The 26,142-nt window shown below is 38.1% G+C and carries 26 protein-coding genes, 1 riboswitch and 1 other annotated feature; of the genes, 9 read left to right on the top strand and 17 right to left on the bottom strand.

Annotated features, from left to right (window positions below):
• Positions 1-255: 255 nt before the first annotated feature.
• The 8 genes from N784_RS08875 to N784_RS08840 all read right to left on the bottom strand — a co-directional run bounded on the left by N784_RS08875 (position 256) and on the right by N784_RS08840 (position 8,125).
• The gene (locus tag N784_RS08875; RefSeq protein ID WP_052127221.1) at positions 256-594 is read right to left on the bottom strand and encodes a rhodanese-like domain-containing protein; all 339 of its coding nucleotides are present in this window, start codon (positions 592-594) and stop codon (positions 256-258) included.
• Between the two features lie 554 nt (positions 595-1,148).
• Positions 1,149-3,566, bottom strand: a complete 2,418-nt coding sequence (gene leuS, locus N784_RS08870; RefSeq protein WP_036834225.1) for a leucine--tRNA ligase — start codon at positions 3,564-3,566, stop codon at positions 1,149-1,151.
• 163 nt (positions 3,567-3,729) lie between these two features.
• Positions 3,730-3,948: a binding site (T-box leader), on the bottom strand.
• A gap of 57 nt (positions 3,949-4,005) precedes the next feature.
• Positions 4,006-4,953, bottom strand: a complete 948-nt coding sequence (locus tag N784_RS08865; protein WP_052127220.1) for an ABC transporter permease subunit — start codon at positions 4,951-4,953, stop codon at positions 4,006-4,008.
• The gene (locus N784_RS08860) at positions 4,946-5,860 is read right to left on the bottom strand and encodes an ABC transporter ATP-binding protein (RefSeq protein ID WP_036834223.1); all 915 of its coding nucleotides are present in this window, start codon (positions 5,858-5,860) and stop codon (positions 4,946-4,948) included. The genes N784_RS08865 and N784_RS08860 overlap by 8 nt, the downstream gene beginning before the upstream one ends.
• Positions 5,857-6,558, bottom strand: a complete 702-nt coding sequence (locus N784_RS08855) for an ABC transporter ATP-binding protein (protein ID WP_036834222.1) — start codon at positions 6,556-6,558, stop codon at positions 5,857-5,859. Before N784_RS08855 ends, N784_RS08860 begins: the two co-directional genes overlap by 4 nt.
• Complete coding sequence (locus N784_RS08850) at positions 6,555-6,929, bottom strand: GntR family transcriptional regulator (protein ID WP_036834220.1); 375 nt, start codon at positions 6,927-6,929, stop codon at positions 6,555-6,557. Before N784_RS08850 ends, N784_RS08855 begins: the two co-directional genes overlap by 4 nt.
• A gap of 6 nt (positions 6,930-6,935) precedes the next feature.
• Positions 6,936-7,712 carry a hypothetical protein gene (locus N784_RS08845; RefSeq protein ID WP_036834218.1) on the bottom strand — a complete coding sequence of 259 codons (777 nt, stop codon included), beginning with the start codon at positions 7,710-7,712 and terminating at the stop codon, positions 6,936-6,938.
• Between the two features lie 140 nt (positions 7,713-7,852).
• Positions 7,853-8,125, bottom strand: coding sequence for a DUF2524 family protein (locus N784_RS08840; protein WP_036834216.1), 273 nt, complete (start codon positions 8,123-8,125; stop codon positions 7,853-7,855).
• Positions 8,126-8,246: 121 nt separating this feature from the next.
• On the opposite strand from N784_RS08840, the gene N784_RS08835 reads away from it, so the two are divergent.
• Together N784_RS08835 and N784_RS08830 are read left to right on the top strand one after the other, a co-directional pair.
• Positions 8,247-9,224, top strand: a complete 978-nt coding sequence (locus N784_RS08835) for a TIGR01212 family radical SAM protein (RefSeq protein WP_036834215.1) — start codon at positions 8,247-8,249, stop codon at positions 9,222-9,224.
• Complete coding sequence (locus N784_RS08830; protein WP_036834213.1) at positions 9,206-9,769, top strand: tRNA (mnm(5)s(2)U34)-methyltransferase; 564 nt, start codon at positions 9,206-9,208, stop codon at positions 9,767-9,769. The genes N784_RS08835 and N784_RS08830 overlap by 19 nt, the downstream gene beginning before the upstream one ends.
• A gap of 15 nt (positions 9,770-9,784) precedes the next feature.
• On the opposite strand, the gene N784_RS08825 is transcribed toward N784_RS08830, so the two are convergent.
• Both N784_RS08825 and N784_RS08820 read right to left on the bottom strand, forming a co-directional pair.
• Entirely contained in the window at positions 9,785-10,852 is a 1,068-nt protein-coding gene (locus tag N784_RS08825; protein ID WP_036834211.1) for a tetraprenyl-beta-curcumene synthase family protein, read from the bottom strand.
• Between the two features lie 22 nt (positions 10,853-10,874).
• Positions 10,875-11,660, bottom strand: coding sequence for an alpha/beta hydrolase (locus tag N784_RS08820; protein WP_036834210.1), 786 nt, complete (start codon positions 11,658-11,660; stop codon positions 10,875-10,877).
• Between the two features lie 77 nt (positions 11,661-11,737).
• Here N784_RS08820 and N784_RS08815 point away from each other — a divergent pair, with 77 nt between their 5' ends.
• A complete protein-coding gene (locus N784_RS08815; RefSeq protein ID WP_036834209.1) occupies positions 11,738-12,256 on the top strand; it encodes a gamma carbonic anhydrase in 519 nt (172 codons plus the stop codon).
• A gap of 46 nt (positions 12,257-12,302) precedes the next feature.
• On the top strand, positions 12,303-13,187 hold the full coding sequence (locus tag N784_RS08810; RefSeq protein ID WP_052127219.1) for a C39 family peptidase: 885 nt from the start codon (positions 12,303-12,305) through the stop codon (positions 13,185-13,187).
• Here the strand turns inward: N784_RS08810 and asnB are convergent.
• The gene (gene asnB, locus N784_RS08805) at positions 13,180-15,087 is read right to left on the bottom strand and encodes an asparagine synthase (glutamine-hydrolyzing) (RefSeq protein ID WP_036834208.1); all 1,908 of its coding nucleotides are present in this window, start codon (positions 15,085-15,087) and stop codon (positions 13,180-13,182) included. The genes N784_RS08810 and asnB overlap by 8 nt on opposite strands.
• A gap of 228 nt (positions 15,088-15,315) precedes the next feature.
• Positions 15,316-16,518: a methionine adenosyltransferase gene (gene metK / locus N784_RS08800; RefSeq protein WP_036834206.1), complete on the bottom strand. Its 1,203-nt coding sequence runs from the start codon at positions 16,516-16,518 to the stop codon at positions 15,316-15,318.
• Between the two features lie 246 nt (positions 16,519-16,764).
• Positions 16,765-16,878: riboswitch (SAM riboswitch) on the bottom strand.
• A gap of 266 nt (positions 16,879-17,144) precedes the next feature.
• Here metK and pckA point away from each other — a divergent pair.
• From pckA to N784_RS08780, 4 genes are all read left to right on the top strand, one after another.
• Positions 17,145-18,728: a phosphoenolpyruvate carboxykinase (ATP) gene (pckA, locus tag N784_RS08795; RefSeq protein ID WP_408633515.1), complete on the top strand. Its 1,584-nt coding sequence runs from the start codon at positions 17,145-17,147 to the stop codon at positions 18,726-18,728.
• Positions 18,729-18,860: 132 nt separating this feature from the next.
• Positions 18,861-19,853: an ABC transporter substrate-binding protein gene (locus N784_RS08790; protein ID WP_036834201.1), complete on the top strand. Its 993-nt coding sequence runs from the start codon at positions 18,861-18,863 to the stop codon at positions 19,851-19,853.
• Between the two features lie 11 nt (positions 19,854-19,864).
• Positions 19,865-20,644, top strand: coding sequence for an ABC transporter ATP-binding protein (locus tag N784_RS08785; RefSeq protein WP_036834200.1), 780 nt, complete (start codon positions 19,865-19,867; stop codon positions 20,642-20,644).
• A complete protein-coding gene (locus tag N784_RS08780; protein WP_036834199.1) occupies positions 20,622-21,422 on the top strand; it encodes an ABC transporter permease in 801 nt (266 codons plus the stop codon). Before N784_RS08785 ends, N784_RS08780 begins: the two co-directional genes overlap by 23 nt.
• A 21-nt stretch (positions 21,423-21,443) precedes the next feature.
• On the opposite strand, the gene ytkD is transcribed toward N784_RS08780, so the two are convergent.
• From ytkD to N784_RS08765, 3 genes are all read right to left on the bottom strand, one after another.
• On the bottom strand, positions 21,444-21,917 hold the full coding sequence (gene ytkD / locus N784_RS08775) for an RNA deprotection pyrophosphohydrolase (RefSeq protein WP_036834198.1): 474 nt from the start codon (positions 21,915-21,917) through the stop codon (positions 21,444-21,446).
• A 38-nt stretch (positions 21,918-21,955) separates the two neighbouring features.
• Positions 21,956-22,528 carry a hypothetical protein gene (locus N784_RS08770; RefSeq protein ID WP_052127218.1) on the bottom strand — a complete coding sequence of 191 codons (573 nt, stop codon included), beginning with the start codon at positions 22,526-22,528 and terminating at the stop codon, positions 21,956-21,958.
• A gap of 112 nt (positions 22,529-22,640) precedes the next feature.
• Positions 22,641-22,997 (bottom strand): hypothetical protein, encoded by a 357-nt coding sequence (locus N784_RS08765; protein WP_052127217.1) that lies wholly within the window; start codon positions 22,995-22,997, stop codon positions 22,641-22,643.
• 213 nt (positions 22,998-23,210) lie between these two features.
• Here N784_RS08765 and N784_RS08760 point away from each other — a divergent pair, with 213 nt between their 5' ends.
• On the top strand, positions 23,211-23,483 hold the full coding sequence (locus tag N784_RS08760) for a DUF6154 family protein (protein ID WP_036834196.1): 273 nt from the start codon (positions 23,211-23,213) through the stop codon (positions 23,481-23,483).
• Positions 23,484-23,489: 6 nt separating this feature from the next.
• Here the strand turns inward: N784_RS08760 and menC are convergent, their stop codons facing one another.
• The gene (menC, locus tag N784_RS08755) at positions 23,490-24,587 is read right to left on the bottom strand and encodes an o-succinylbenzoate synthase (protein WP_232305998.1); all 1,098 of its coding nucleotides are present in this window, start codon (positions 24,585-24,587) and stop codon (positions 23,490-23,492) included.
• Positions 24,574-26,082 (bottom strand): o-succinylbenzoate--CoA ligase, encoded by a 1,509-nt coding sequence (locus tag N784_RS08750; RefSeq protein ID WP_036834194.1) that lies wholly within the window; start codon positions 26,080-26,082, stop codon positions 24,574-24,576. Before N784_RS08750 ends, menC begins: the two co-directional genes overlap by 14 nt.
• Positions 26,083-26,142 lie beyond the last annotated feature (60 nt).

The following is a 26,142-nucleotide window of genomic DNA, read 5'->3' as shown; positions in this document are numbered from 1 at the left end:
GTTGTTTTGTTCAGTTTTCAAAGATCAATTTGTCATCTTTCGACAGTAAATGTATTATATCATCATTTTTAAAAGAAAGTCAACAATTAATTAATGTTAAATTAATATTTATATGTTATCTTCTAAGCTTTTCTCTCACAAATTATGCGACAGCAATAAATATAATATTATATTATTAAAGTAATGTCAACAAAAAATCGAATAAAAAAAGGCCCATCCTCAAATCATATTAAGAACAGCCCTTCAAACAGACATCTATTCATTTTGCAAATAGTATATCGGACGATTATTTCTTTTTCTAATTAGTTTCGCTGCTAGTCTTACACCACGAAAATCATCACTAATTAATACAATATCCTTTGTACAATCAAATCGCTCTTGCAATACTCTTGGTAAATAAGATAAAGGTATATTCTCTGCACTCGGGAAAGGTTGATTGTGAGCTGAAACGTAATCACGCACATCAATCACACAGTAATCATCTTCTAATATATGTTGTTGATCAATTTTTTTCAAATATTGAATGGGTAGTATGTTACTACGTATAAACCAAGCAATGATGACGATAAATAGTCCTGTTAATAATACACCCATAAGCTCACTCCTTTAACAAAAAATTAGTTCCTCCTTGCCAGCCTAATATTCACCGATAAATTGCTGACGTCTTTAAACGAAAAAGCAGAAACGCATCCACATTGCATACTCCAGCTTAGCAAGCCATTACCCAACGTCGATCTCTAGTTGAGTTGAACTATTAAATGAGGGATTCACTCATTGGAATATGAATAACCCCGGATATCATTCCAAAAGGTATTTTAATATCTTCTCTTTCTTTTACTACTTGAATCGCATGATCTTGTTCGAAAAACCCCTTTAAGTAGCAGTCTGGTTAATCGAGGTAAGCACTCCTATTGGGTGCCTTCTTTATTCACTGCATTTATAATCTAATTGCTAATTCATTTCACGTCAATACATACGCTTATGGGTATTTAATCTGATAAGTATAGTTGGTTTTATACTCATCATAAAACACGGCCGGGACAGAAGTTAAGCCCAAAATAGAAAGCGCATGAAATCAAATTTAAAAACCTTGATTTCATGCGCTTTTTTGATTTTCACTAGGTTATGTCCTAGCCTCATTACTTATGTTAATTAGCTACAATATTCACCAATTTACCTGGAACCGCAATTACCTTGCGCACTGTTTTTCCTTCAATCCACTCTTGAATGGTTTCATTCTCAAAGGCTAATTCTTCTAGTTTCGCTTTATCTGCGTCTTTCGGAACGTTCATTTTTGCTCTTACTTTCCCCATAACTTGTAGTACAATCTCTACTTCATCATCTTGTAATTTCGCTTCATCATATGCAGGCCAAGCTTCATAGCTAATCGTTTCTGCATGTCCTAGTACATTCCAAAGTTCTTCAGCTAAGTGCGGAGCAACCGGTGCTAGTAACTTCACAAAACCTTCTACATATTCTTTTGGTAGTTCTTCTACTTTGTATGCCTCATTAATAAACACCATCATTTGTGAAATTCCAGTATTGAAACGTAAATCCTCGAAGTTCTCTGTTACTTTCTTCACCGTTTCATGATACGTACGTTCCAAATCGCTATTCTCACATGCTTCAACCATTTTAGCAGTAAGAGTTCCATCTTGTTCTGTAAATAAACGCCAGATGCGATCCAGAAAACGACGCGCTCCATCAAGACCGTTTGTCGACCATGCTACCGCAGCATCTAGAGGCCCCATAAACATTTCGTATAGACGCAACGTATCTGCGCCATGAGTGTCAATAATGTCATCAGGGTTTACAACATTCCCTTTAGATTTACTCATTTTTTCATTATTTTCGCCTAATATCATGCCTTGGTTGTATAATTTTTGGAATGGTTCTTTCGTAGGTACTACTCCTAGATCATACAACACCTTATGCCAAAAACGAGCATATAACAAGTGCAATACAGCATGCTCAGCACCACCAATATACATATCAACAGGCAACCACTTCTCAAGCAATTCTTTACTTGCTAACTGCTCGTCATTATTTGGATCAATGTAACGTAAATAATACCAACAGCTTCCTGCCCATTGCGGCATTGTGTTCGTTTCACGACGCCCTTTCATACCTGTTTCAGGGTCAACAACATTCACCCAATCAGAGATATTAGCAAGTGGAGATTCGCCAGTACCGGATGGTTTGATCTCTGTTGTTTTCGGAAGCTCTAACGGTAGTTCTTCCTCTTTTACAGTTGTCATTGTACCATCTTCCCAATGAATCACTGGAATTGGTTCTCCCCAATAACGTTGACGACTAAATAACCAATCACGAAGACGATACGTTGTTTTTCTTACACCTTTCCCGGACTCTTCTAACCATTGAATTGCTTTCTCCATAGCTTCTTCTTTTCCTAATCCATCCAAAAATCCTGAATGAATATGCTTTCCTTCACCAGTGTACGCTTCCTTGCTTATATCTCCACCTTCAACAACTTCTTTAATAGGTAAGTCAAACATTTGAGCAAATTCGTAGTCACGTTCATCGTGGGCAGGTACAGCCATAATAGCTCCGCTACCATAACTCATAAGTACGTAATCAGCAATCCAAATTGGTAGTTTTTCTCCATTAATTGGATTGATTGCATACGCACCTGTAAACACACCCGATTTTTCCTTCGCTAAGTCTGTACGTTCTAAATCGCTTTTCTTCTCAGCTTCTGTTAAATACGCATCAATTGCTGGTTTCTGCTCTAGTGTGGTGATCTCTTGTACGTATCTGTGTTCAGGTGCCAATACCGCGTAGGTTGCACCAAATAGTGTATCAGGACGAGTTGTAAATACAGTTAGTTTGTGTTCACTTCCTTCAATATCAAAATGAACCTCCGCCCCTTCCGACTTACCAATCCAGTTGCGCTGCATATCTTTAATACTTTCTGGCCAGTCTAGTTCTTCTAAATCTTCTAGCAGTCGTTCAGCGTAAGCTGTTATTTTTAGCATCCATTGCTTCATCGGCTTACGAACAACAGGGTGTTCACCACGTTCACTAACACCGTCAATTACTTCTTCATTCGCTAATACAGTTCCTAAAGCTGGACACCAGTTAACAGGTACTTCATCAATATACGCCAGCCCTTTTTCATAAAGTTTTGTGAAAATCCACTGCGTCCATTTATAATAGGCAGGATCTGTTGTATTAACTTCACGTTCCCAATCATATGAAAAACCAAGTGCTTGAATTTGACGACGGAAGTTATCGATATTTTGTTCAGTGAACTCTGCTGGATCATTTCCAGTATCTAAAGCATATTGTTCAGCCGGCAGTCCAAAAGCATCCCAGCCCATAGGATGCAATACTTCATAACCTTGCATACGCTTCATGCGTGACAATATATCTGTCGCCGTATATCCTTCTGGGTGACCAACGTGTAAACCTGCACCAGAAGGATAAGGAAACATATCAAGTGCATAGAACTTATCCTTATTTGTATTCGCTTCAGTTTTAAACGTTTTGTTTGCCAACCAATAGTCTTGCCATTTCTTCTCAATTCGTTTGTGGTCGTAAACCATCCCATAGCCCTCCTTATAATGTATAGCACAAATAATGTATAGCACAAATAATGTATAGCACAAATAATGTATAGCACAAATAATGTATAGCACAAATAATGTATAGCACAAATAATGTATAGCACAAATGCCCAAAAATATAAAAAAGCCCCTCATCCCTATAAATAGGGACGAGGGGCTTTTTTTGCCACCCGCGGTACCACCCAAATTAGTGTTTGACACTCACTTAAGCTCCTTAACGCAGAGATACGACAAATCTTACTATTCGTTCAGATTTGCAACATCAAAGGCGAGTTCATAAAGTCCAAGGATAGCTTTCACCAACCGCCATCTCTCTATTTGCTCTTGAAGCTTCACTACTATTCCTTATCATCATTTTTCGGCACGTAGTTTGTTACTACCAATGTAACGGAAATGAAATCTATTTGTCAAGTTATCTTTAAACCGCAATATCACGTTTCGTAAATGTAAAGTACGTAATAACATTAAAGACGATGACGTATAGGGCAATAACAATGATAGAAAATACTGGTTCATTTTCCGGAATCGTTAAATAGCCCGATAAATATTGGCTAAAATCTGAGTGTGTAAATAAAATATATTTCACCCAGTCATATTTCATGAAGAACATGATAGCTGCTGGGGCTGTGAATAAAGTAAACATAGTAATCCCAACGGCCATTGCATTAGAACGAAATATAACTGAAATCATAAAGGCGATCGTAATAAAAATAATGACCGATACAAAAGAATATGCATAAGATTGTGCAATGGTTACGATAGGAGAAACTGCAACTACATCACCTTGCGAAACGATAAAGGACTGTGCTCCTTCATAAGGGAAGAATAAAATTCCAGCAAGCGCCGATAGTATAATCAACAGTACCATAAACGAAAAACTCATAACTATTGTCGTCACATATTTACTCCACAATATTTTTCCGCGTGACACCGGTCGTATTGTTAGTAGTTTAATAGTTCCACTAGAAAACTCCGATGCCATTATGCCAGAAGCAATAATAATGGCAAATAATAGGATAAACGAAAATAACATTTCCGAATCCTTCATAAATCCCCAAAATGTTCCTGGTTGGATTGGCTTAATTCCTTCTTCCAGTTGATATTGTGCTATTTGAATTTTCTCTTCTGCTAGCTTGTATTTATAAATGGACTCTTCTTCACTTTCTATGTTTGCCTCTTGACTCTCTATATCTGCTTGAATTTGTCCCTTCCAATCTATTTCTTCTTCGTAAAGGGACATCGACCATTTCGTTAATCCTGCCGCTCCTAGAACAGCAACAAGTAGTATAATCGCCATCGCCATCGTACCTTTTTTGCGTATAAGTTTCATGCATTCATTTCGACATAAAGAAAAAAATTTACCCAACTTGCTCACCACCAGTAATCTTTAGAAATTCATCTTCTAATGTTTGTTTCATTAATTCAATACCGAATACTTGATAATCATTCTCTACTAGATGTTTATTTATAGAAGGTATTTGCTCCCGTTCTACTTTGACTTGAATGGAATCCTCACGAACAATAACATTTGTAGACAGCTTTCTCCCTAACATCTCCGCTGCCTGCTGCGGGTTATTTAAAGTAATTTCCCATTCCGGCACTTGACTTTCTTCATGAACGTTTCGGACATCGATTAACTTTCCTGCCTGAATAATACCGATTCGATCACACATTAACTCAATCTCTGACAATAGATGGCTCGATACGAAGATACTAACGTTGTCTTCGTAAGCAATTTTCCTTAAATGGTTACGAAATTCACGAATGCCAGCTGGGTCGAGGCCATTCGTCGGTTCATCTAAAATAATGAATTTCGGCTTATGCAACAATGCTTGAGCTAATCCTAAACGTTGGCGCATGCCAAGAGAATATCCTTTTACTTTCTCATGAATACGATTTGTTAGCCCTACTTGTTCAATCACTTCTTGAATTCTTTCCTTGTTAACACCATTATGCATGCGACTAAAGTGGAGTAAATTCTGATAGCCAGTTAAATAGTCGTATAGCTCAGGATTCTCAACAATTGCTCCTACTTGATTAATCGCTTTTTCATAATCTTTCTTCAAGTCAACCCCATCAATAACAACGTTACCTGATGTAGGATTCATTAACCCTACCATCATTCTTATCGTTGTTGTCTTCCCAGCACCGTTCGGGCCAAGGAAGCCAAACACTTCACCTTCGCGTAATTCCAAATTAATGTGATCCACAATTGTTTTTCCTTTAATCTTCTTGACGAGGTTATTTAACTGTACGACCGATTGATTACTCATTTTCGCCTTTCCTCCCTATACTTTCTCTCCATCCATTCAACAACACTTTGACCATTCTCCCTAATATCCTCTACACTTTCCCTAGCTAGAATCTCTCCACCTTTAATGACGATAGCATCATCTAAAATTGGTTCTATTTCCAGTATTTCATGAGTGGTTACAATTAGCGTTTGCTTTTCTAAATCAATAAACTTAATGAGTCCTTTCACAATGGAGTTCCGAACCATCGGATCAAGACCAGAAAACGGTTCATCTAACAAAATATACGGAGCGCGGCGTGCCAATGTAATGGCAATCTTTAAGCGACCACGGTTTCCTTTCGACAAATGCTTCACCTTTTGGTTAAGTTCTAAATTCATAAAAGATACTATTTCCTCAGCCTGACCACGCTCAAAATCCGTAAATTGAGAAGCAAAATAATCAATGGCGTCCTTAACAGTAAAGTAGGAGTAAAACGATTCTAATTCCGACATATATGCTACCTTGTTACTACTTAAGCGCCTGGCCTGCTTATCGTCTATTAGCACCTTCCCACTTGTAGGATAAATAAGCCCAGCCATTAGCTTCAAGGTCGTTGATTTACCGCTGCCATTTTCCCCTACAATTCCAGTTACTTTACCTTTCTCGAATTGCATATTCACATTCTTCAATGCCGTTTTGTTCACATATTTCTTCGTTACATTCTCAATGGAAATCATCCTTCTCCCCCTTTACTCAAGTACCCCTGTAACCCAGATATCATTTCATCAAGTGAAAATCCTAAGCTATTCATATCATTCACAAATTGCTCGACATACTCTTCTTTCGTTTGTTCCCTTAATTGTTGCAAACGATTCATATCCTCTGTCACAAATGTTCCTTGCCCTCGCTTCGTTTCTACAATGTGTAATTGTTCAAGTTCACGATATGCTCTCGACATAGTGTTTGGATTCACTCCCATTTCCAATGCATATTCACGAACAGAAGGCAGTTTATCCCCCGGCTTCCGTTTTCCTCTAATCATTTCATTAGATAGGTGCTGGACAATTTGCAAGTATATTGGTTTATCTCGTTGAAATTCTTGACCCATAAACGGTTACACCTCGACTTTTCGATCAAGCAAATAGGTAGCGATGACATAAAGCATCAAAAAGATAACAAAATCGATGACGTAATACCCTACATAAACGACTGGAACATCACCTGTTGCGAATTCTGCACTTAATCCTCCGAGCTGAAAAGTTTGTACATACGATTGTAAATCTATTGATATAGCCCCCCACTGTGTCATCATTTCATATAAAGGCTGCATACCAAACCACCCATACAAAATAGGCGCACCTATAAAAGTTCCAATTACGATTAACAAGCTCCATTTACCGACATAGCTTTTTAAATAATGATGAAGTGTCCATAAAAAGAAAATAAATGTGGAAAAATAAAGCGAAGCTCCAACTAAATGAATACCAGAAAAGCTAATAATAGTTGCAAGTTGGCTCACTGAAATTTCTCCATTAAACACATTTAAGAATAGCATCACGCCAATAGTACTTAAGATAGATAAGGAAACGAACATAAACAATAAAGCGTTCAATAATTTCGTACTCATTAACATATGAATCGATCTTGGTGAATGCAAGAACACATGGAGCAACCGCGCTTCTTTATTAAGGCTATATAACAAGCAGCCTGGTAAATACCAAATATGCGCTCCTATTAAAAGGATAACAATCCCTAACATAATTCCTTCATCGTATTGATATAAACGCCAATAGCTAAGCCCCAATATAATGGTTTCTAACATAAAAACAAACACATGAAACGAAATGGACAATCGCCACTCTTTCTTCCAAAGCCCTTTCCATGCCAGCATACTTTTTCCCCTCTCTTTTATCTGTTCTAGTGTATTAGCTACATAGTACACTAATCCCCTAATAACCGTCAATAGGCAACTTTACGAAAATCAAAAAAAGCCTCCTTATTTAGGAAGCTTCATTGTTCTTCATCATATTTTTAATGCAACTTCTGATGATCCAATATCATATCCTGCAAATATTGAGATACTTGTAGATGCAATCGATGCAGTTGATCTTTCTGCTGATGATTTGCACTATCCATTAGTTTATCAATTCGTTGTTCCAATTTTTCCAAACCCATTTGAGCTTGTGTATATTGCTCATCAACGTCATAGCCCATTCGATCCGTACGATCTAATTCTGTTTTGGCAGCTTCTATTTTTTCTGTAGCGTCAGCCATTAACTCATCCATAGATGCTCTTGTTGCCATATCACCATCACCTCTGTCTTAATGTGTGTTGAAATCTGTTCATTATTCACAATTCGTTGCGTTATTTTCTCCTGTTAGGTATGATACACTCGTGTTATCTGTTTAAAAAAGGAGCTTGATGATGGACAATCCGTTTCCATATGCTTTTGATCAAAAACGTTACCATTCATGGAATTATCATTTAAAAAATACGTTCGGTCATAAAGTGTTTAAAATAGCATTAGATGGCGGTTTTGACTGCCCAAACCGAGATGGCACCGTTGCCTATGGAGGTTGTACCTTCTGTTCTGCAGCCGGAAGTGGTGATTTCGCTGGGAACCGTGCAGAAGATTTAGAAGTACAATTCCATAAGATTAAAAATAAAATGCACTATAAATGGAAAGATGGTAAATATATTGCTTATTTCCAAGCTTTCACGAACACCCACGCTCCAGTCGAGGTGTTACGAGAACGGTATGAGAAAGTGTTGAAACAAGAAGGTGTTGTCGGTTTATCCATTGCGACGCGTCCTGATTGCTTACCTGATGACGTTGTGGAATATTTAGCAGAATTAAATGAACGTACCTATTTATGGGTAGAATTAGGCTTGCAAACCATTCACGAAGAAACTGCAAAAAAGATTAACCGAGCACATGATTTTCAAACGTATATACAAGGGGTTGAGAAGTTACGCAAGCACGGCATCCTTGTTTGCTCTCACCTTATTAATGGACTACCTGGCGAAACGTATGACATGATGCTTGAATCAGCACGCGCTGTAAGTAAACTAGACGTACAAGGGGTCAAGCTACATTTGCTACACTTATTAAAAGGAACGCCAATGGTGAAGCAATATGAAAAAGGGGAACTTACCTTTTTAACGAAAGACGATTACGTGCAGCTCGTCGTCGATCAATTAGAATTATTACCACCAGAAATGATTATTCACCGCATTACTGGCGATGGTCCCCCAAATTTATTAGTCGGACCAATGTGGAGCCTTCATAAATGGGATGTGTTGAACAGCATCGACAAGGAACTACAAGAACGGAACAGCTGGCAAGGGAAATATTATTTATTCACTAGGAAAAGAGGAACTCCATGTTATACCGAATACTAGATTATGCTCACTATTTATTAGAAAACAGCGTTGAAAAAGGAGAATTAGTGTTAGATGGTACTGCTGGAAATGGCCACGATACTCTATTTCTTAGCTCGTTAGTTGGTGAAGAGGGGCACGTACTCTCCTTTGACATTCAACAACAAGCCATTAACGCAACGAAAGCGAAACTAAACGAAAAAAAAATTACAAACGTTACACTCATCCATGATAGCCACGAAAAGATTCATACCTACATGCCTTCTGAACATGAACAGATTGGCGGCGCTATTTACAATTTAGGCTATTTACCAGGAAGCGACAAGTCAATTATAACTACACCAAATACGACGCTGGCTTCCATCCAAACAACATTACAATATTTAAAACAACACCGCTTACTTGTATTAGTTGTATACCATGGACACCCTGGAGGAGAAGAAGAGAAAGAAGCACTTATGAAGTATTTAGCAACATTAGATCAAAAGCATTACAGCGTGCTTCGGTACGGTTTTATTAATCAAGCGAATAACCCGCCGTTTATATTAGCTATTGAGAAAAAATAACCCGGGAGCCTTTCACTAGGCTAACCCGGGTTTTATCTTATGATACAGTTTGGAATTTACGTAAAAGAACTTCGATTTCAAGCCACTTACGTTTAATAGCGCCTTTACCATATCATCCGCACCGTGCAATGATTGTACTTTGCTGTCCGCTAAGTATAAGCCGACCAATCCTTTTTGCACCATATGATGGAATGAGGCGTGTGGCAATGCCTTTACATGTTGCTTAGTTTGATTAATAAAATATAAAAAGCGTTCTTTCATATGACCTTCATGCTCATAATAACTACAGAAGTTTAAATCCCCTTCTTCTAAGTCTTCTTGCTGATCAATATAATAATCAAGCAAAATGTGTAACCCTTGCATATAAGGGAAGTAACTACGCAACACTTGATCCGCTAATTGTGATGTCATTTGAGGACCAAAACAATAAGAAACAAGACAAAAGACTCCAAGAGTTGAACCAGCACATGCGGAGAATTCATACCAAGTTAAATCGCTCCATTTATTTGCGTATTCATCAAACCATTTTTCTAACCGAGGCACTCTTTCTTCTAGTTGTACGTGTTTATGGACTTGCAAATCACAATAAAGCGACGCTAACTCATGTGTATACGGTTGAATGATATCATATTGTTCTAATTGAGCTAATGATTGCTGACATGTTTGCACAAGACGGTTCAAATACCCTCCGTCATCTTTGTCTTCACGAAGAGCATAATAATCATGCAATGCTGCTCCAGGTGTTAATGCATCTAACATCGCTTGATGCAAACAACGAAAATCGTCTGGGTCTAGTGATGTGCTTCGGTCACATAGGTTGTCTAAATAATCGGAGATCGTTTGATAAGCGACAATAAATGATGTTGCTTTTCTCCAATTGTCATGCGCTAACAAAGAATAAATCGATCCACCTTCACAATGAAACGTTTTGGTATCAATAGAGTTTAGCGCTTGGCTTCTCAATTCTTCATTCGGGATCGCTTCTGCCTGTTTACGCCACTTTGCTAACTCCCTATTTGTATTTGGAAATATTCTACGATATATTGTAGCCATTAAATGAATCGGTGTGCTTGGAACGGACAAACCATATATCCTCCTTCTAAAGTCATTTTCTTATATGTATGTCCACAAAACCTTTTGCATATTGGAATACGTCTTCTCTTTCCGGGTCGTTAAAGATTTCATGATACAAATGATCCCATTCCTTATAGCTCTTTTCATGGATCATTAAACGGTCAAACCATTTCTTCGTTTGCACCTTATCTACTATTTTATCATCTCCAGCTTGCATCACAAGCGTTGGGATATTAGGATATTTGCTAATGCGTTCAAAGGCTAAACGAATTCCTTTTTCAAATTCACTATACCACCTAACAGATACCTTCTTAAGCATTAAATCATCATTTATATCTTGTCGTACAACCGCCATCTCCCGTGTAACAGTTTGAGGATCTAGCTGACCATTAAACTTCATACGAGGAGCTATGATATTCAAACCTTTAGCTAGTATTTTTAATGGTTTTGCCGGAGGATTTTTGATCCCTAAGCAAGGAGATGATAAAATCACACCATCAACAGGCACAATGGTATTCTCCTCTAGAGTACGAATAATCGAAAGCCCTCCCATACTATGACCAATTAAAAAAATCGGCAAATGAAATGTCGTGGCATGTTTGATCCATTCCACTATCGTATCCATGTATTCTTGAAAAGAGCGGATATGCCCTCTTTCTCCAGCAAATTCCCCGTGTGCAGGCAAATCTCCATATATACAATGAAATCCTTCTTGAACCCAACGATTAGCTAACTGATCATAACGACCTTTATGCTCCATCGCTCCGTGAACTAAAATAACAACTCCTCTTGGTTGATCAGCAAACAATTGTTTCATTCTAAAACCTTCCTTTCCAATCTATTACTGTACTTTGTTATACTTATCATAACACCAAATGAAAATGGAGGCACAGTATGATACTCGAATATAAAGGCAAATTACCGACAATTCATCCCACAGCGTACATCGCAGACAATGCGGTCATTACTGGAGATGTAATTATTGAAGAGGATGTAAGTATTTGGTTTCACACCGTCATTCGCGGTGATGTTGCTCCCGTATACATTGGGAAGAAAACAAACATACAAGACCAAAGCATGCTACATCAAAGCCCTAACAAGCCACTCATTATAGAAGAAGGTGTTACAGCAGGACACCAAGTCATGATTCACTCAGCGCATGTAAAAAGAAATGCACTCATTGGCATGGGGACAACCTTATTAGATGGATGTCAAATCGGAGAAGGAGCATACATAGGTGCAGGTAGTCTCGTTCCACCAAATAAAATAATCCCTGCCAACACGTTAGCATTCGGCCGACCAGCTAAAGTAATTCGAGAATTGTCCGATGATGATAGTAAGGAAATGAATCGAATTCGAAACGATTACATGAAAAAAGGTCGTTACTACAAATCCATGCAAAAAAGCGACTAAAAATCATACTATTTAGGCACAGTATAACAGAAGGAGGTGTCTTTTCATGTTAGCCGGATTAGCAATTAGCTCTTTTATTATGAGCTTAACCCTCCTAACTCTCTCCTTTGTTAAACAAGTTCATAGCAAATATAAGCGTTCTTTAAGGTGGTACAGCGTCTTATTTCTAATTTGTGCAATTGGAGTTGGTACAGTCATTATGGAACAAAATAAAGCTAAATGGCTCCCGAGCGTTCAAAGCTTCATAAACCATAAACCAGCAAACGCAACTGAAGTGTCATTAGATGAGCTTAAAGCAATGGATCCCATAATGAAGCAGTATCATTTAGAGGAAAGCATTCAACTATCTGCTCCACACGTTTCTCAATACCCCGAATTACCGAGAGGCTGTGAAGTAACATCGTTAACCATGCTATTAAATCATCACGATGTAGATACGGATAAAATGACACTCGCCCAACAAGTGAAAAAAAACCCAGCTTCTCATAAACAAAAAAACGGGGTCACCTATTTCGGAAACCCGCATAACGGTTTTGTCGGCGATATGTACAATTTATCTAACCCTGGTCTTGGCGTGTATCATCAACCTATTGCACAATTAGCAGCTCAGTATGTAGACAAAGAACGAATCCATGACTTTACTGGGGGTTCTTTCATCCAAATACTTGAGGAATTAAACGACAAAAATCCTGTATGGGTGATTATTAATACACATTATGAGAAGCTGCCAGAGAGTTATTTTGAAACATGGGTAACAGAAAACGGGGAAAAAATAAAGGTAACAAAGAAAGAACACTCTGTACTCATAACAGGGTATGATCAAGAGTATATTTACTTTAATGACCCACTAAATAGACAAGAAAAAGCACCCATCGATGACTTTCAAGAAGCCTGGGTGCAAATGGGAAGGCAAGCAATATCCATTAAGTGATGGATAGCTTGCTTCCAGATTTATCCTCTTCCATTAATTGTGAAATAGGATATTTCTTCTCAATATAAATTTGATGCCAAAGCATAAACATGAGTACTGTCCAAATTTTTCGTGAATAGTCTCCCTTACCTTGGACATGGTCTTCTAAAAGTTGTCGTATATATTGTTTTTCCAACAGATGTCCTGTTTCACTTGTTTGAATCAACTGTTTTGCCCAGTCGTACAGCTCATTTTTCAGCCAGTGACGAATAGGTACAGGGAAGCCTAACTTCTTACGGTCTAATACGTGATCTGGAACAATACCACGAGCAGCTTTACGTAAAATGGACTTCGTTGTTCCATCGGCAATCTTCAAATCAACTGGTATCTCTCTTGCAACGTTAAATACTTCCTTATCTAAGAAAGGTACACGTAATTCTAGAGAATTTGCCATCGTCATTTTATCTGCCTTCAACAATATGTCTCCGCGCATCCACGTATGAATGTCAATATATTGCATCTGATTAACGGGATGATACGATTCCGCTTGATTGTATAGCTTCTTCGTAATAGATTGATACGTGCTATTTGGATGGTAATCTTTCAATAGTTGCTTTTTCTCTGCTTCTTCAAACATTTTCGCATTCCCGATATAACGATTTCGAAGTGGCGTTGTTCCTCTTTCTAAGAAACTCTTCCCTTTTACTCCTTCTGGCATTACATTTGCTACTTTAGCAAGAAGTCCTTTCATTGCACCAGGCATCGACTCAAACATTTTCAATGATTCGGGTTCACGATAAATGTTATAGCCACCAAACAATTCATCTGCACCTTCTCCGGATAAGACAACCGTCACATGCTTTCGTGCTTCACGGGCAACGAAGTAAAGCGGTACACATGCTGGATCTGCTAAAGGATCGTCCATATGCCACATAATTTTAGGTAACTTCTGCACATATTCTTCAGGTGAGATAATATAAGAAATGTTCTCTACACCTAATTTATCCGCTGTTTCTTTGGCCACATCAATTTCTGAAAAACCTTCTCGCTCAAAGCCGACCGAGAACGTCTTAATATTCGGGTTAAATTCTCTTGCCATTGCGACGATAACAGATGAGTCAATACCACCAGATAAGAACGAACCTACTGGAACATCACTACGCATGTGGACATTAACAGAATCGTATAATGTATCCTGAATCTTCTTGATCCATTGCTGCTCGTTACCAGAAACCTGTGTAAATGTAGCATGGAAATAACGATGAAACTCCATAGATTCATCCGGCTTTTTCACAAAATAATGGCCTGGTTCTACTTTATGCACGCCATCTGTTAATGTAAATGGTTCAGGAACGTATTGATAGCTCAAATAATGCTGCAACGCTTCCGTATTCACTAATTCGTTCTCTTGTAGTAACGTAATACTTTTCTTCTCAGAACCAAAATACGTTTCTCCATTTTGTTCACTATAAAACAGTGGCTTAATGCCAAATGGATCACGCGCACCATATAACGTTTGCTCTTGCTTGTCCCACATTAAAATGGCGAACATACCACGAAGCTCTTGAAAAGCATGCTCTCTCTTTTCTTTGAACATTGCCGCAATTACTTCTGTATCCGATTCTGTTTCAAAGGTATATCCTTTTTTCTTTAAGGACTCACGAAGCTCTACATAGTTGTATATTTCACCATTAAACACCATCCAATAACGTTCATCTTCATAGCGTAACGGCTGATGGCCACTTTCAATATCTATAATACTTAAACGACGAAAACCAAAGGATATGTACTCATCGTGATAATATCCCTCATCATCTGGCCCACGGTGGGTAATGATATCATTTCTACGTTTAAAATTCCGTTTCCCCTCTTCATCTAAAGGAGACGGCATATGTCTTATAACACCAATAAAACCACACATACGATGTCCTCACTTTCATACTCACTTTTATGCTGTTTAAGTTTACCATAAATTGATGAACAATTCGATAAAAAGCCAAACGTCTATGAATGGTTCATCATATTTTTTTAAGATGATTGAAGCCAAACTATATTTTTCGAATCATTCACCATTTATAAGGCTGTTCTGTTCATAAATGATACGAATTACATAAGCAAAAAGCTGACCGATGATGGCCAGCTTCTCTTCCTATGCTTGTGCAACGTATTGCTTTAATTGTTCTACTTTGTCTGTCTTCTCCCAAGGGAACGAAACATCCGTTCTACCGAAGTGACCGTAAGCAGACGTATCTTGATAAATTGGACGACGTAAATCCAACATTTTAATAATTCCAGCCGGGCGTAGGTCAAATGTGTTGCGAACAGCATCTACGAGTGCCTCTTCCGAAACAACGCCAGAGCCAAACGTATTAATTGAAATGGATACTGGCTGTGCTACACCAATAGCATAAGCTAATTGAACTTCGCAAGCATCAGCCAATTGAGCAGCAACGATATTTTTTGCTACGTAACGTGCCGCATAAGCCGCAGAACGGTCGACTTTCGTTGCATCCTTTCCACTGAAAGCTCCACCACCGTGGCGAGCGTACCCTCCATACGTATCCACAATAATTTTGCGCCCTGTTAGACCAGCATCCCCTTGAGGTCCACCAATTACAAAGCGACCTGTAGGATTAATAAAGTATTTCGTATGTTCATCTAGCAATGCTTTCGGAACAATTGGAGCAATAACATGTTCTTTCAAATCGCGTTGAATTTGCTCTAACGTAATTTCCGGATGATGTTGCGTTGAGATAACAATTGTATCGATACGAAGAGGTTCATTGTTCTCATCGTACTCTACCGTTACTTGCGTTTTTCCATCTGGACGAAGGTAATTAAGTGTCTCTTCTTTGCGAACATCACTTAAACGTTTCGCTAACTTATGAGCAAGAGCGATTGGCAACGGCATAAGTTCTGGTGTTTCATTATTCGCATAGCCGAACATTAAGCCTTGATCACCTGCACCAATATTCTCAATTTCTTCATCTGTCATTTGTCCTTCTCTTGCTTCTAGCGCCTCATCTACACCTTGAGCAATGTCAGGTGATTGTTCATCTATAGCAGTTAATACGGCGCATGTTTCGGCATCAAAACCGTATTTAGCACGCGTATAACCTATCTTCTTAATCGTATCTCTTACTAATGATTGAATATCCACATACGTGTTTGTTGAAATTTCTCCTGATACTAACACTAAACCTGTCGTGACCGTTGTTTCGCAAGCCACCCTTGCATTCGGGTCTTCTTTTAGAATTTCATCTAATATTGCATCAGATATTTGATCACAAATCTTATCTGGATGTCCTTCTGTTACTGATTCTGATGTAAATAAGCGGCGATTGTTTGCCATCCCCATATTCCTCCTTCAAACGTAAAGTGATACGGAACTTATTACCTAACTGAGCATTTATTAACATAGGTTTAATAAATTTAATTGGGAACAATAGAGTTATCATGCCCTACTTTTATCATTTACCTTTATAGTTCATTCCATTAATATGTGCATCCATATGCAATGGTAATAATCTTAAATTATTATATGAATGCAATAAAAAAACCTTTCCCACTTTTTGAGCAAAGGGAAAGGATCCTTTCGCTCTTATCGTTCAAGGCTTCTCACCTTGCAACAGGTTAGCACCATTTCACCATATATATAGTGACGGTTGCCGGGTTTCTTTGGGCCTGTCCCTCCACCAACTCAGGATAAGATAGTTTCCGTTCGCGAATAATCATAACGTTTTAACCATGCAATGTCAACAAAAGCCCCGCCCGTTCTAACGGAGCCACAAATGTTAAATCCGTTATACTTTTGAAGAAAATATGAAGAAAATGTATCAATTTCACAATTAGTATGGACTATTAATTTCAATGTGTTATACTAATCTTAAATTAAAGCGATTGCAACTGAAATTTTATGATGATGAGTGGACTTATTCCATTACACAATATTAAAAAGGCGGGTTCTGTACAATGAATATGGTGAATGAAAAATCTAAGCTTGCAGATTTGTTAGATCAAGACAGTGTAAGAAAAAACTTATCCAATGCACAATTAGTGGAAAAAGTACTTTCACGTAAAGAAGGTAGGCTAACATCTACTGGAGCGGTTAGAGCTGAAACTGGTCGTTATACGGGTCGCTCCCCTAAAGATAAGTATATCGTTAAAGACGAAATTACAGAAGGAACAGTTGATTGGGGCCCGGTAAACACACCAATCTCTGAGGAAGTATTCGATAATTTATACAATAAAGTCATTCAATATTTAAGTGAGAAACAAGAAATATTTTCCTTTAAAGGATTTGCTGGTGCGGACGAACAATACAGACTTCCAATTGAAGTAGTCAATGAATATGCTTGGCACAATTTATTTGCGAAACAATTATTCATTCGCCCAACAGCTGAAGAATTAGCAACACATGACAGTAACTTTACCATTCTTTCTGCTCCTACATTTAAAGCAATACCAGAAGTAGATGGTACAAAATCTGAAACATTTATTATTATATCATTTAAGCGCCGAATCGTCTTAATTGGCGGGACGGAATATGCAGGAGAAATGAAAAAATCCATTTTCTCCGTAATGAATTATTTATTACCGCAACAAGATGTGTTATCTATGCATTGTTCTGCAAACGTTGGGCAAGAAGGTGATGTTGCTTTATTCTTCGGATTATCTGGTACTGGTAAAACAACATTATCCGCCGATCCAAGTCGCCGCTTAATTGGAGATGATGAACACGCGTGGTCGAATCGTGGAGTATTCAACATTGAAGGCGGATGTTATGCAAAGTGCATTAACTTGTCTCAAGAGAAAGAGCCACAAATATACAATGCTATTCGTTTCGGTTCTGTGCTAGAGAATGTCGTATTGGATGAAGAAACTAGCATGCCCGATTATGATGATAATTCACTAACAGAGAACACGCGTGCAGCATACGCTATTGATAATATCGATAACATTGTTCAACCGAGTGTAGCTGGTCATCCGAATACGATTGTTTTCTTAACGGCAGATGCATTTGGCGTACTCCCTCCAATTAGTAAATTAACGAAAGAACAAGCAATGTATCATTTCTTGAGTGGATATACAAGTAAACTAGCTGGAACAGAACGAGGAGTAACATCACCAGAAGCAACATTTTCTACTTGCTTTGGTTCTCCATTCTTACCACTTCACGCATCTAAGTATGCTGAAATGCTAGGTGAGAAAATAGATCAATTTAATGCCAACGTTTATTTAGTAAACACTGGCTGGACTGGTGGTTCCTATGGCGAAGGTAGTCGTATGAAATTATCCTACACGCGTGCAATGGTTCAGGCCGCTCTAGAAGGAGAGTTAAATTCAACGGAAACAGTGACAGATGAGGTCTTTGGTCTACATGTCCCACTTCATTGCCCAGGTGTCCCAGATGAAGTGCTTATTCCAAAGAAAACATGGAATGATGAATCCAAGTATGAAGCAAAAGCACAAGCATTAGCCTTAAAATTTCATGAAAACTTCACGAAATTTGATGGTGTAAGTGAGAGTATTCAACAAGCAGGTCCTACATTTAAAGGATAAATTGTTTTTCCCTTAAGCTAACCTATTTCAATGGGTTAGCTTTTTTATTCTTGTGTACATTAGGCACACATAACGTATGCAAACATATGCTATCGTATCTAACTATAGTTCTAAACAAGAGGAGGATCATCCATGAAGAAACGACCCATCTTAGTCATGGTAGCATTTGTGTGCATGTTAATATTTCCGTTGGCCGCATGTTCGAATACATCAACTACTATTCAAGTAGCAGAAGTAACACGTTCTATTTTCTATGCCCCTCAATATGTTGCTTTAGAAAAAGGTTTTTTTGCTGATGAGGGGTTAGATGTAGAATTAAAAACAACATGGGGTGGAGACAAGACGATGACTACCTTAATTTCAGGTGGAGCTGATGTTGCCCTAGTTGGATCAGAGACATCTATTTATGTCTACTCTCAAGGTGCCACAGACCCTGTTATTAATTTCGCACAATTAACCCAAACCGACGGTACGTTTTTAATCGCTAGAGAAAGGAAACCGAATTTTAAATGGGAAGATTTAAAAGGAAGCACTTTTCTCGGACAACGCAAAGGTGGAATGCCACAAATGTCTGGTGAGTATGTATTAAAACAAAAAGGGGTCGATCCACACAACGACTTAGATTTAATTCAAAGCATCGAATTTGCTAACATACCGAACGCTTTTGCTTCTGGTACAGGTGATTATGTCCAACTATTTGAACCTACTGCAAGCATTTTCGAAAAAGAAGGAAAAGGACATATTATCGCATCTTTTGGAGAGGAATCAGGACATTTACCATATACATCCTTCATGGCGAAAGAAAGTTATTTGGAAGAGAATAAAGAAGATATGAAAAAATTCACTAGAGCACTATATAAAGCACAAACATGGGTACAAGAACATAGCGCTAAAGAAATTGCTGAAGTGATTCATCCTTACTTTGAAGACACAGAATTGGAGTTGTTAGAAACAGTTGTAGAGCGTTACAAAAGTCAAGGATCATTTGCAACAGACCCTATTCTTGATGAAGAAGAATGGAACAACCTAAAAAATGTTATGGACGCAGCAGGAGAACTCCCGAAAGACGTAAACCATAATACACTCGTCAATACCGAAATAGCGACGAAAGTCATACAGGAATAAGGGGGAACAGTATGGCTTTCCTATCTATCGACAACGTTTCCCATCAATATTTCACAAAAATGAATTATACGAAGGCGTTACAATCCATTTCTTTATCAGTAGAAGAAGGACAATTTATTTCTTTTATCGGCCCAAGTGGGTGCGGGAAATCAACCTTACTTTCTATTATCGCAGGAATTATTACTCCTACAGAAGGTTCTGTACGTGTCAATAATACGACTGTTCAACGCCCATCTGTCTCCATCGGTTATATGCTTCAACAAGATTATTTATTTCCATGGAAAACGATAGTAGATAACGTGTTACTCGGTCCACATATTAAAGGTACGTTAACGAATGGACTGCAGCAGTTAGCGATACAATCCTTAACAGAAATCGGTTTAGAAGATGTTCTACATGCATACCCTTCTCAATTATCTGGTGGCATGAGGCAACGCGCCGCTCTCGTTAGAACACTTATGACAGACCCACACATTCTATTGTTAGATGAACCTTTCTCTGCTCTCGATTACCAAACGAAATTAAAGCTAGAAGATTTAGTATCAAACACACTAAAACAATTTAACAAAACATCCATTCTTGTCACCCATGATATCGGAGAGGCCATCGCTATGAGTGATAAGATTTATTTATTTTCAGCTAGTCCCGGCTCTGTCTTTAGTTCTTTCCATGTGCCAGAAAACTTACAGCAACTAACTCCATTTGAAGCAAGACAACATCATGATTTCCCTGCATTATTTCAACACATATGGGAGGAGTTGAACTCTCTTGAATCATCAACAAACAGATAATCAACGGTTCGAACAATATAAAAAACAAGCCAAGAAGGAAAAACGGTCCATCCTCATGTGGCAAGTTATTATTTTTATCGCCTTCTTTTCTATTTGGGAAATCATTAGCAGACTACATTGGATCGATCCGCTTATCTTTAGTTCACCGACCAACATTGTACAATTACTTGTGGATAAAATGGTCGATCAAACAATCTTTATCCATTTGCAAGTTACCGTTCTGGAAACCATTATCGGCTTCCTATTAGGGACCATTCTAGGTATATTGTTAGCCTCTCTCTTATGGTGGTCCCCTAAATTATCAAGAATATCTGATCCTTATCTAGTCATTTTAAATGCGATGCCTAAAGTAGCACTTGGTCCGATTATTATAGTCGCTTTAGGACCAGGGTATGCTTCTATCATTGCTATGGGCGCTTTTATTAGCATCATTATTACAACCATCGTCGTGTATACAGCATTCCAGAACGTAGATGAAAATTATTTAAAAGTATTAGCTAGCTTTGGAGCAAGCCGTTATCAAAGCTTTAAAGAAGCAGTATTGCCCGCCTCATTCACGACCATTATTTCCACCTTTAAAGTAAATGTTGGTTTATCTTGGGTAGGCGTTATTGTCGGAGAATTTCTCGTTTCCCAAAAAGGCTTAGGCTATTTAATTATATACGGGTTTCAAGTTTTCGACTTCACCTTAGTGCTAGCAAGCTTACTTTTAATTGCTATTTGTGCCGCCATTATGTATCAATTGGTTGAGCGATTAGAAAGACGACTAATGAATTAAGGACAGCTCAGTTGCACCCTTTTAAAGCAACTGAGCTGTCCTTATATATTCTAAACTATAGGAAAGTACGTCATCTTTCATCATAAAGCTAAAGCATGGATCCTGTTTCACCGTACTAGGAATATGTTCTAAACAGACAGGACCTTCCGTTTCTAAGTAGTGTTCTTTCGTAATCAGCTCATTAATTGTCGTAAAGTAAACATTCTTAATAATACTACCGCCTTTACCATCGACCGCATACTGACCGATATAATGCAACTGCTCAACTACTCCGCCTGTCTCCTCCATAACCTCCCGTACCGCTGCTTGCTCTGGTGTTTCCCCATCCTCTACTTTACCACCTGGAAATTCCAAACCACGGTCCTTATGCTTCGTTAACAACCACGAATCATTGTATCGACAAATAACCCATACATGTTTCGGATGTTTAGAAAAAGGGTGATTTTTAAACGAGAGCTTCACTTCATTGTTATAAAAATCATAAAAAGTTATCATGTTTATCAACTGCCTTCAATACTTCGTTTCCATACGTATTACTTATGTTGGATGTTCACTATTTTCCATTGATTATCTTCATATCCAAATTGTAAGGCAATCGTATAATCGCCATATAAATCAGACTGATTGTGTTGCACAACCTGTACATTGCCGTTCGCTAAAGTCTTTGTTTGAAATGCATTGGATGGTTGGAACCAAGGTGGTGTTTCCGTTGGGATGATATATAAACCATTATTATACTCTTTATAATAAAAATCAACATATTCCTTAGCAACATCCGTATGTGTTAAAGTGTGAAAAGATTGGATTAATTGCTGCTTCGTGTCAAAGTTCACTACTTTGCCCTGACGATCCGTTTCTTGAACAAGCTTCTCCATAAACTGCTCTGCAATACGCGCTACTTCATCATTGGTCAGTTCTACATCACTTATTTCTCGGGACATTTCATTCGATTTCTGAGTAGTCGTTGATTCACGAATACTATGCTCATTACTCGACATATTTTTATTGGCGTTTGCAGACGTATTCAGAAATGGAATGAATACTAAAACGATAACACATGCCATTATAGTAGGAAAGAGTTGTTTTCTTTTCATAAACGAATACACGTTTAACATCCTCCTAAATTAATTGCTTATTGTGTATATTCCTTTTTCTTTCACGCTGTAAACCTTTCTTTTATGCTCTTTTGCACGTAGTACATGCCAAAAACCCTCTAAATTAAGATAGAGGGTCTTCCTTGCCATAAATAGTTCCATTTTCCACATGCTCATCCATACCTATTTCATGAATAAACGTTTTTGTATCTTCATCCCCTAGCTCATAAATCATTTGATACGCTTTACGCATATAACCATCGTATTCATCATTATCGTTATCCTCTGAATAATGTTTAAAAGGGATATGTGTACGCCAGAATGTTCGTTCATCTGAATCAAATACTTCATTCAATATTTCTCTTAACTCATACATTTGTTCCTCTGTCGCTCGAATGGAGAACGCATCGTTGTTACCCGTTTTAAAGCGAGATATTTCTCTACTTCCTAAGTTAATATAAAACGTTTTTTTCTCATCCATGCTTCACCCTCCTACCTTTAGTTTTTACTCTTTGCTTTATATTTATGAATAACATAACGCGAAAAGTAACTCATTTGTAAATTTAGTACACACCTTAAAATACCAAGAATATTCTGAACTTAAGAAAGGCTGCATAGAGATAGTAAAACACGAGCTACAACGTGATCTATGAACTAAAAATAAGACGGCAATTCAAGGAAAGGATGACATAAATTGAAGTTTGCTGATAACCTGTTTGAACTTTATTACAAGCATTTTGATACGAATGATCATTTACATTTATTCACCCAGTCCATTATCGAACAATTAGATTATGAAGATTTATGTAAACTTATACAAGAATGTACGAAAGAAGAATTGGAACAAATGATGACTACCTACGTACTTCATCAACTGAAACAAAAGGAGAAAAAAATTGTTTCCTTAACACATCTGAATAAACAAAATGATAGCCATCTACTTATCTACACAAGTCAAGGAAACTAACACCTCTTATTTGAACTCATGGAAATATACATCTGTTGTAATAGTTGAAAGAAACGCTTTATTTACATCATACCCAATCCCATTTCGATGTGGTACATGGATCATCCCTTTGATTAGTTGTACTTCTGGCACAATAACGTCCTTGTGCCAATATCGATTCGATGCTGATATATCACCAGGTATTGTAAAGTTAGATAAGCTAGCCAATGCAATATTATGAGCACGTGATATACCAGTTTCTAGCATGCCACCACACCATACTGGTACTCCTTTAGAGGCGCATAAATGGTGGATTCGAATTGCTTCTGTCATACCACCTACCCGACCTATTTTTATATTTATCACTTGACAGCTTTGGAAACGCAATGCTTGATCAGCATCGTTATAGCTTTCAATACTCTCATCTAAACAAATTGGCGTTTTCATGCGCTTTTGTAATTGGGCGTGAAGATAATAATCTCCTGGACGAAACGGCTGTTCTATCATCATTAATCCCAAATCATCAAGTGATAGAAGGTGATCCATGTCTTGTTCATCATAAGCACCGTTGCCATCAAACATTAACTCGTCAGTGGGTACATAACGGCTTGCAAGCTCTAGTCGATTTCTTTCTTTCCCTTTTTGCACTTTCAATTTAAAACGCCGATAACCTGCTTCCTTATACAGTGGTAATAATTTCTCTATATCATCTTGTAAACCGAGCACGACACCAGCAGCGATTTCTCCTTTTGTACCACCGATTAGTTTCGATAATGATTTCTGCTGTTGCTTCGCATATAAATCCCATACCGCTGCTTCCATAGCAGCTTTGGCCATTTGATTCCCCTGAAATATGGTTAAATGGCGAGCGATATCAGTAGGATGTTGTATGTTCCATTGCTTTAATACTGGAATAAAATGTTCCGTTAACATATCCCAAGAGGATTGCACCGTCTCATGCGTATAGAAAGGAGTAGTAAAAGCAACCCCTTCCCCCCATCCTTCCCGATTATGCTCATCAACTACCTGGACAAGAATTCCTTCTCTCATGCGAACTATGCCAGCATGTGTGCGAAATGGATGAACAAGCTCCATTTCATAACGATAAAGCTTAATCCAGCGCATGTTCAATTCTAACATCTCCTCGTTCAAGCCATTCAGCAAGCTGTCGCCTCATTAGCTTATTCGATGCATTTCGTGGCAGTGATGATACAACGTATATACGTTTAGGTAATTTATATTTAGCAAGCTTAGGTTGAGTATACTCCATGACCTCGTCAAACGTTACCTCGTAAGATTTGTTCACGACGATAAAAGCAACAGGTACTTGTCCCCATTTACAATCTTCCTGACCAATTACACCTACTTCATTGATTGCCTCCATACCTATTAACACACTTTCTATTTCTGCCGGATAAATATTTTCTCCACCAGAAATAATTAAATCCTTGCGACGGTCAACGACATACAAGTAACCATCTTCATCAAGATAACCAGCATCTCCTGTATAAAGCCAGCCGTCTATAATTGTTTGAGCATTTACATCAGGTCGATTATAATATCCTTTTGTTACCATCGGGCCTTTCACGACAATTTCTCCTACTTCATTTGGTCGTGCCTCTTGATAATCAATCATAATTTTGCATTCAGCGGAAAAGAGCGCCTTTCCTGCCGAACCAATTTTCTTTAAAGCATCTTCTGCACTTAATGTAACAATTTGGGAAGAAGTCTCCGTCATCCCGTACGTTTGGATAATAGGAATTTGTTTCATTGCCGCTCGTTCTAATAACGGTTTGGCTGCAGGACCACCACCTAGTAACATACACCGAAAACAAGATGGATATTGCCCCTCCCCTAGCCTTTTTAATAGCCTATTTGCCATTAATGACACGACAGATACGTGAGATACCCCTTGATGCATAATCGCTTCATGTACTGCCTCTACATCGAAGGAAGCATATAAATGGACCGGCATTCCATATATAACGCTTTTAAATAAAGTCGATAATCCCCCTACATGAAACAACGGCATGGCTACTAACCACTCATCCTTATCAGAAATTCCTAAATTCAGCGCAGAACTAACAGCACTCCACCAATGGTTGCCATAAGAAAGCATGACCCCTTTAGGATAACCAGTCGTTCCAGACGTATATAGAATCGTATGTAAATCAGCTAAATCAACTTCCTCTTTTCGCTCGAAAGGTGTGATCGTAATGCGCTGTAATGCTGAAAACGAGCATGCGGTTACCTCCGTCTGATCACGTACACATTCCATTTGTTCGATAAGAGCATCATCATAAATCACATAGTTGCATTGTGCATCCTCAATTTGGTAAACAATTTCTTTAGCTGTTAATTTCGTATTCAGAAACACCCCAACCGCACCAATGTAAGAAATAGCGTGCACACATCGTACAAAGTCAACGGAATTATGACCATAAACAGCAAGATGTGTTCCTTTTCTCACTCCTATAGTCGTTAACTTCTTTGCTAATTGAAGCGATTGTTGACGTAATTGCTCAAACGTAATGCTTTCCTTTTCAAAATATATCGCAACACGATTAGGTGTTAACTTCGCTCGTTTATCTAACCAATTAGGCATCGTTTCTTGACTCATCTTACTCCTCCTCGCTTCGAATCACAACAAACCCTTGCACACCGTTATGAGCAAGGGTTT

Origin of the sequence: Pontibacillus litoralis JSM 072002, from assembly GCF_000775615.1 — a bacterium.
Lineage (GTDB): Bacteria > Bacillota > Bacilli > Bacillales > BH030062 > Pontibacillus > Pontibacillus litoralis.
This window is presented reverse-complemented; position numbering and strand designations above follow the sequence as displayed.

Bases quoted from the DNA above. Each gene is read 5' to 3' on its own strand.
- N784_RS08820 (WP_036834210.1), bottom strand. From the start codon at position 11,660: ATGAAACAATTGTTTGCTGATCAACCAAGAGGAGTTGTTATTTTAGTT.
- N784_RS08750 (WP_036834194.1), bottom strand. From the start codon at position 26,082: ATGAGTCAAGAAACGATGCCTAATTGGTTAGATAAACGAGCGAAGTTA.
- leuS (WP_036834225.1), bottom strand. From the start codon at position 3,566: ATGGTTTACGACCACAAACGAATTGAGAAGAAATGGCAAGACTATTGG.
- N784_RS08810 (WP_052127219.1), top strand. From the start codon at position 12,303: ATGTTAGCCGGATTAGCAATTAGCTCTTTTATTATGAGCTTAACCCTC.
- N784_RS08765 (WP_052127217.1), bottom strand. From the start codon at position 22,997: ATGGATGAGAAAAAAACGTTTTATATTAACTTAGGAAGTAGAGAAATA.
- N784_RS08790 (WP_036834201.1), top strand. From the start codon at position 18,861: ATGAAGAAACGACCCATCTTAGTCATGGTAGCATTTGTGTGCATGTTA.
- metK (WP_036834206.1), bottom strand. From the start codon at position 16,518: ATGGCAAACAATCGCCGCTTATTTACATCAGAATCAGTAACAGAAGGA.
- asnB (WP_036834208.1), bottom strand. From the start codon at position 15,087: ATGTGTGGTTTTATTGGTGTTATAAGACATATGCCGTCTCCTTTAGAT.
- N784_RS08850 (WP_036834220.1), bottom strand. From the start codon at position 6,929: ATGGGTCAAGAATTTCAACGAGATAAACCAATATACTTGCAAATTGTC.
- N784_RS08815 (WP_036834209.1), top strand. From the start codon at position 11,738: ATGATACTCGAATATAAAGGCAAATTACCGACAATTCATCCCACAGCG.
- N784_RS08840 (WP_036834216.1), bottom strand. From the start codon at position 8,125: ATGGCAACAAGAGCATCTATGGATGAGTTAATGGCTGACGCTACAGAA.
- pckA (WP_408633515.1), top strand. From the start codon at position 17,145: ATGGTGAATGAAAAATCTAAGCTTGCAGATTTGTTAGATCAAGACAGT.
- N784_RS08855 (WP_036834222.1), bottom strand. From the start codon at position 6,558: ATGATTTCCATTGAGAATGTAACGAAGAAATATGTGAACAAAACGGCA.
- ytkD (WP_036834198.1), bottom strand. From the start codon at position 21,917: ATGATAACTTTTTATGATTTTTATAACAATGAAGTGAAGCTCTCGTTT.
- N784_RS08875 (WP_052127221.1), bottom strand. From the start codon at position 594: ATGGGTGTATTATTAACAGGACTATTTATCGTCATCATTGCTTGGTTT.
- N784_RS08785 (WP_036834200.1), top strand. From the start codon at position 19,865: ATGGCTTTCCTATCTATCGACAACGTTTCCCATCAATATTTCACAAAA.
- N784_RS08860 (WP_036834223.1), bottom strand. From the start codon at position 5,860: ATGAGTAATCAATCGGTCGTACAGTTAAATAACCTCGTCAAGAAGATT.
- N784_RS08830 (WP_036834213.1), top strand. From the start codon at position 9,206: ATGTTATACCGAATACTAGATTATGCTCACTATTTATTAGAAAACAGC.
- menC (WP_232305998.1), bottom strand. From the start codon at position 24,587: ATGCGCTGGATTAAGCTTTATCGTTATGAAATGGAGCTTGTTCATCCA.
- N784_RS08835 (WP_036834215.1), top strand. From the start codon at position 8,247: ATGGACAATCCGTTTCCATATGCTTTTGATCAAAAACGTTACCATTCA.
- N784_RS08845 (WP_036834218.1), bottom strand. From the start codon at position 7,712: ATGCTGGCATGGAAAGGGCTTTGGAAGAAAGAGTGGCGATTGTCCATT.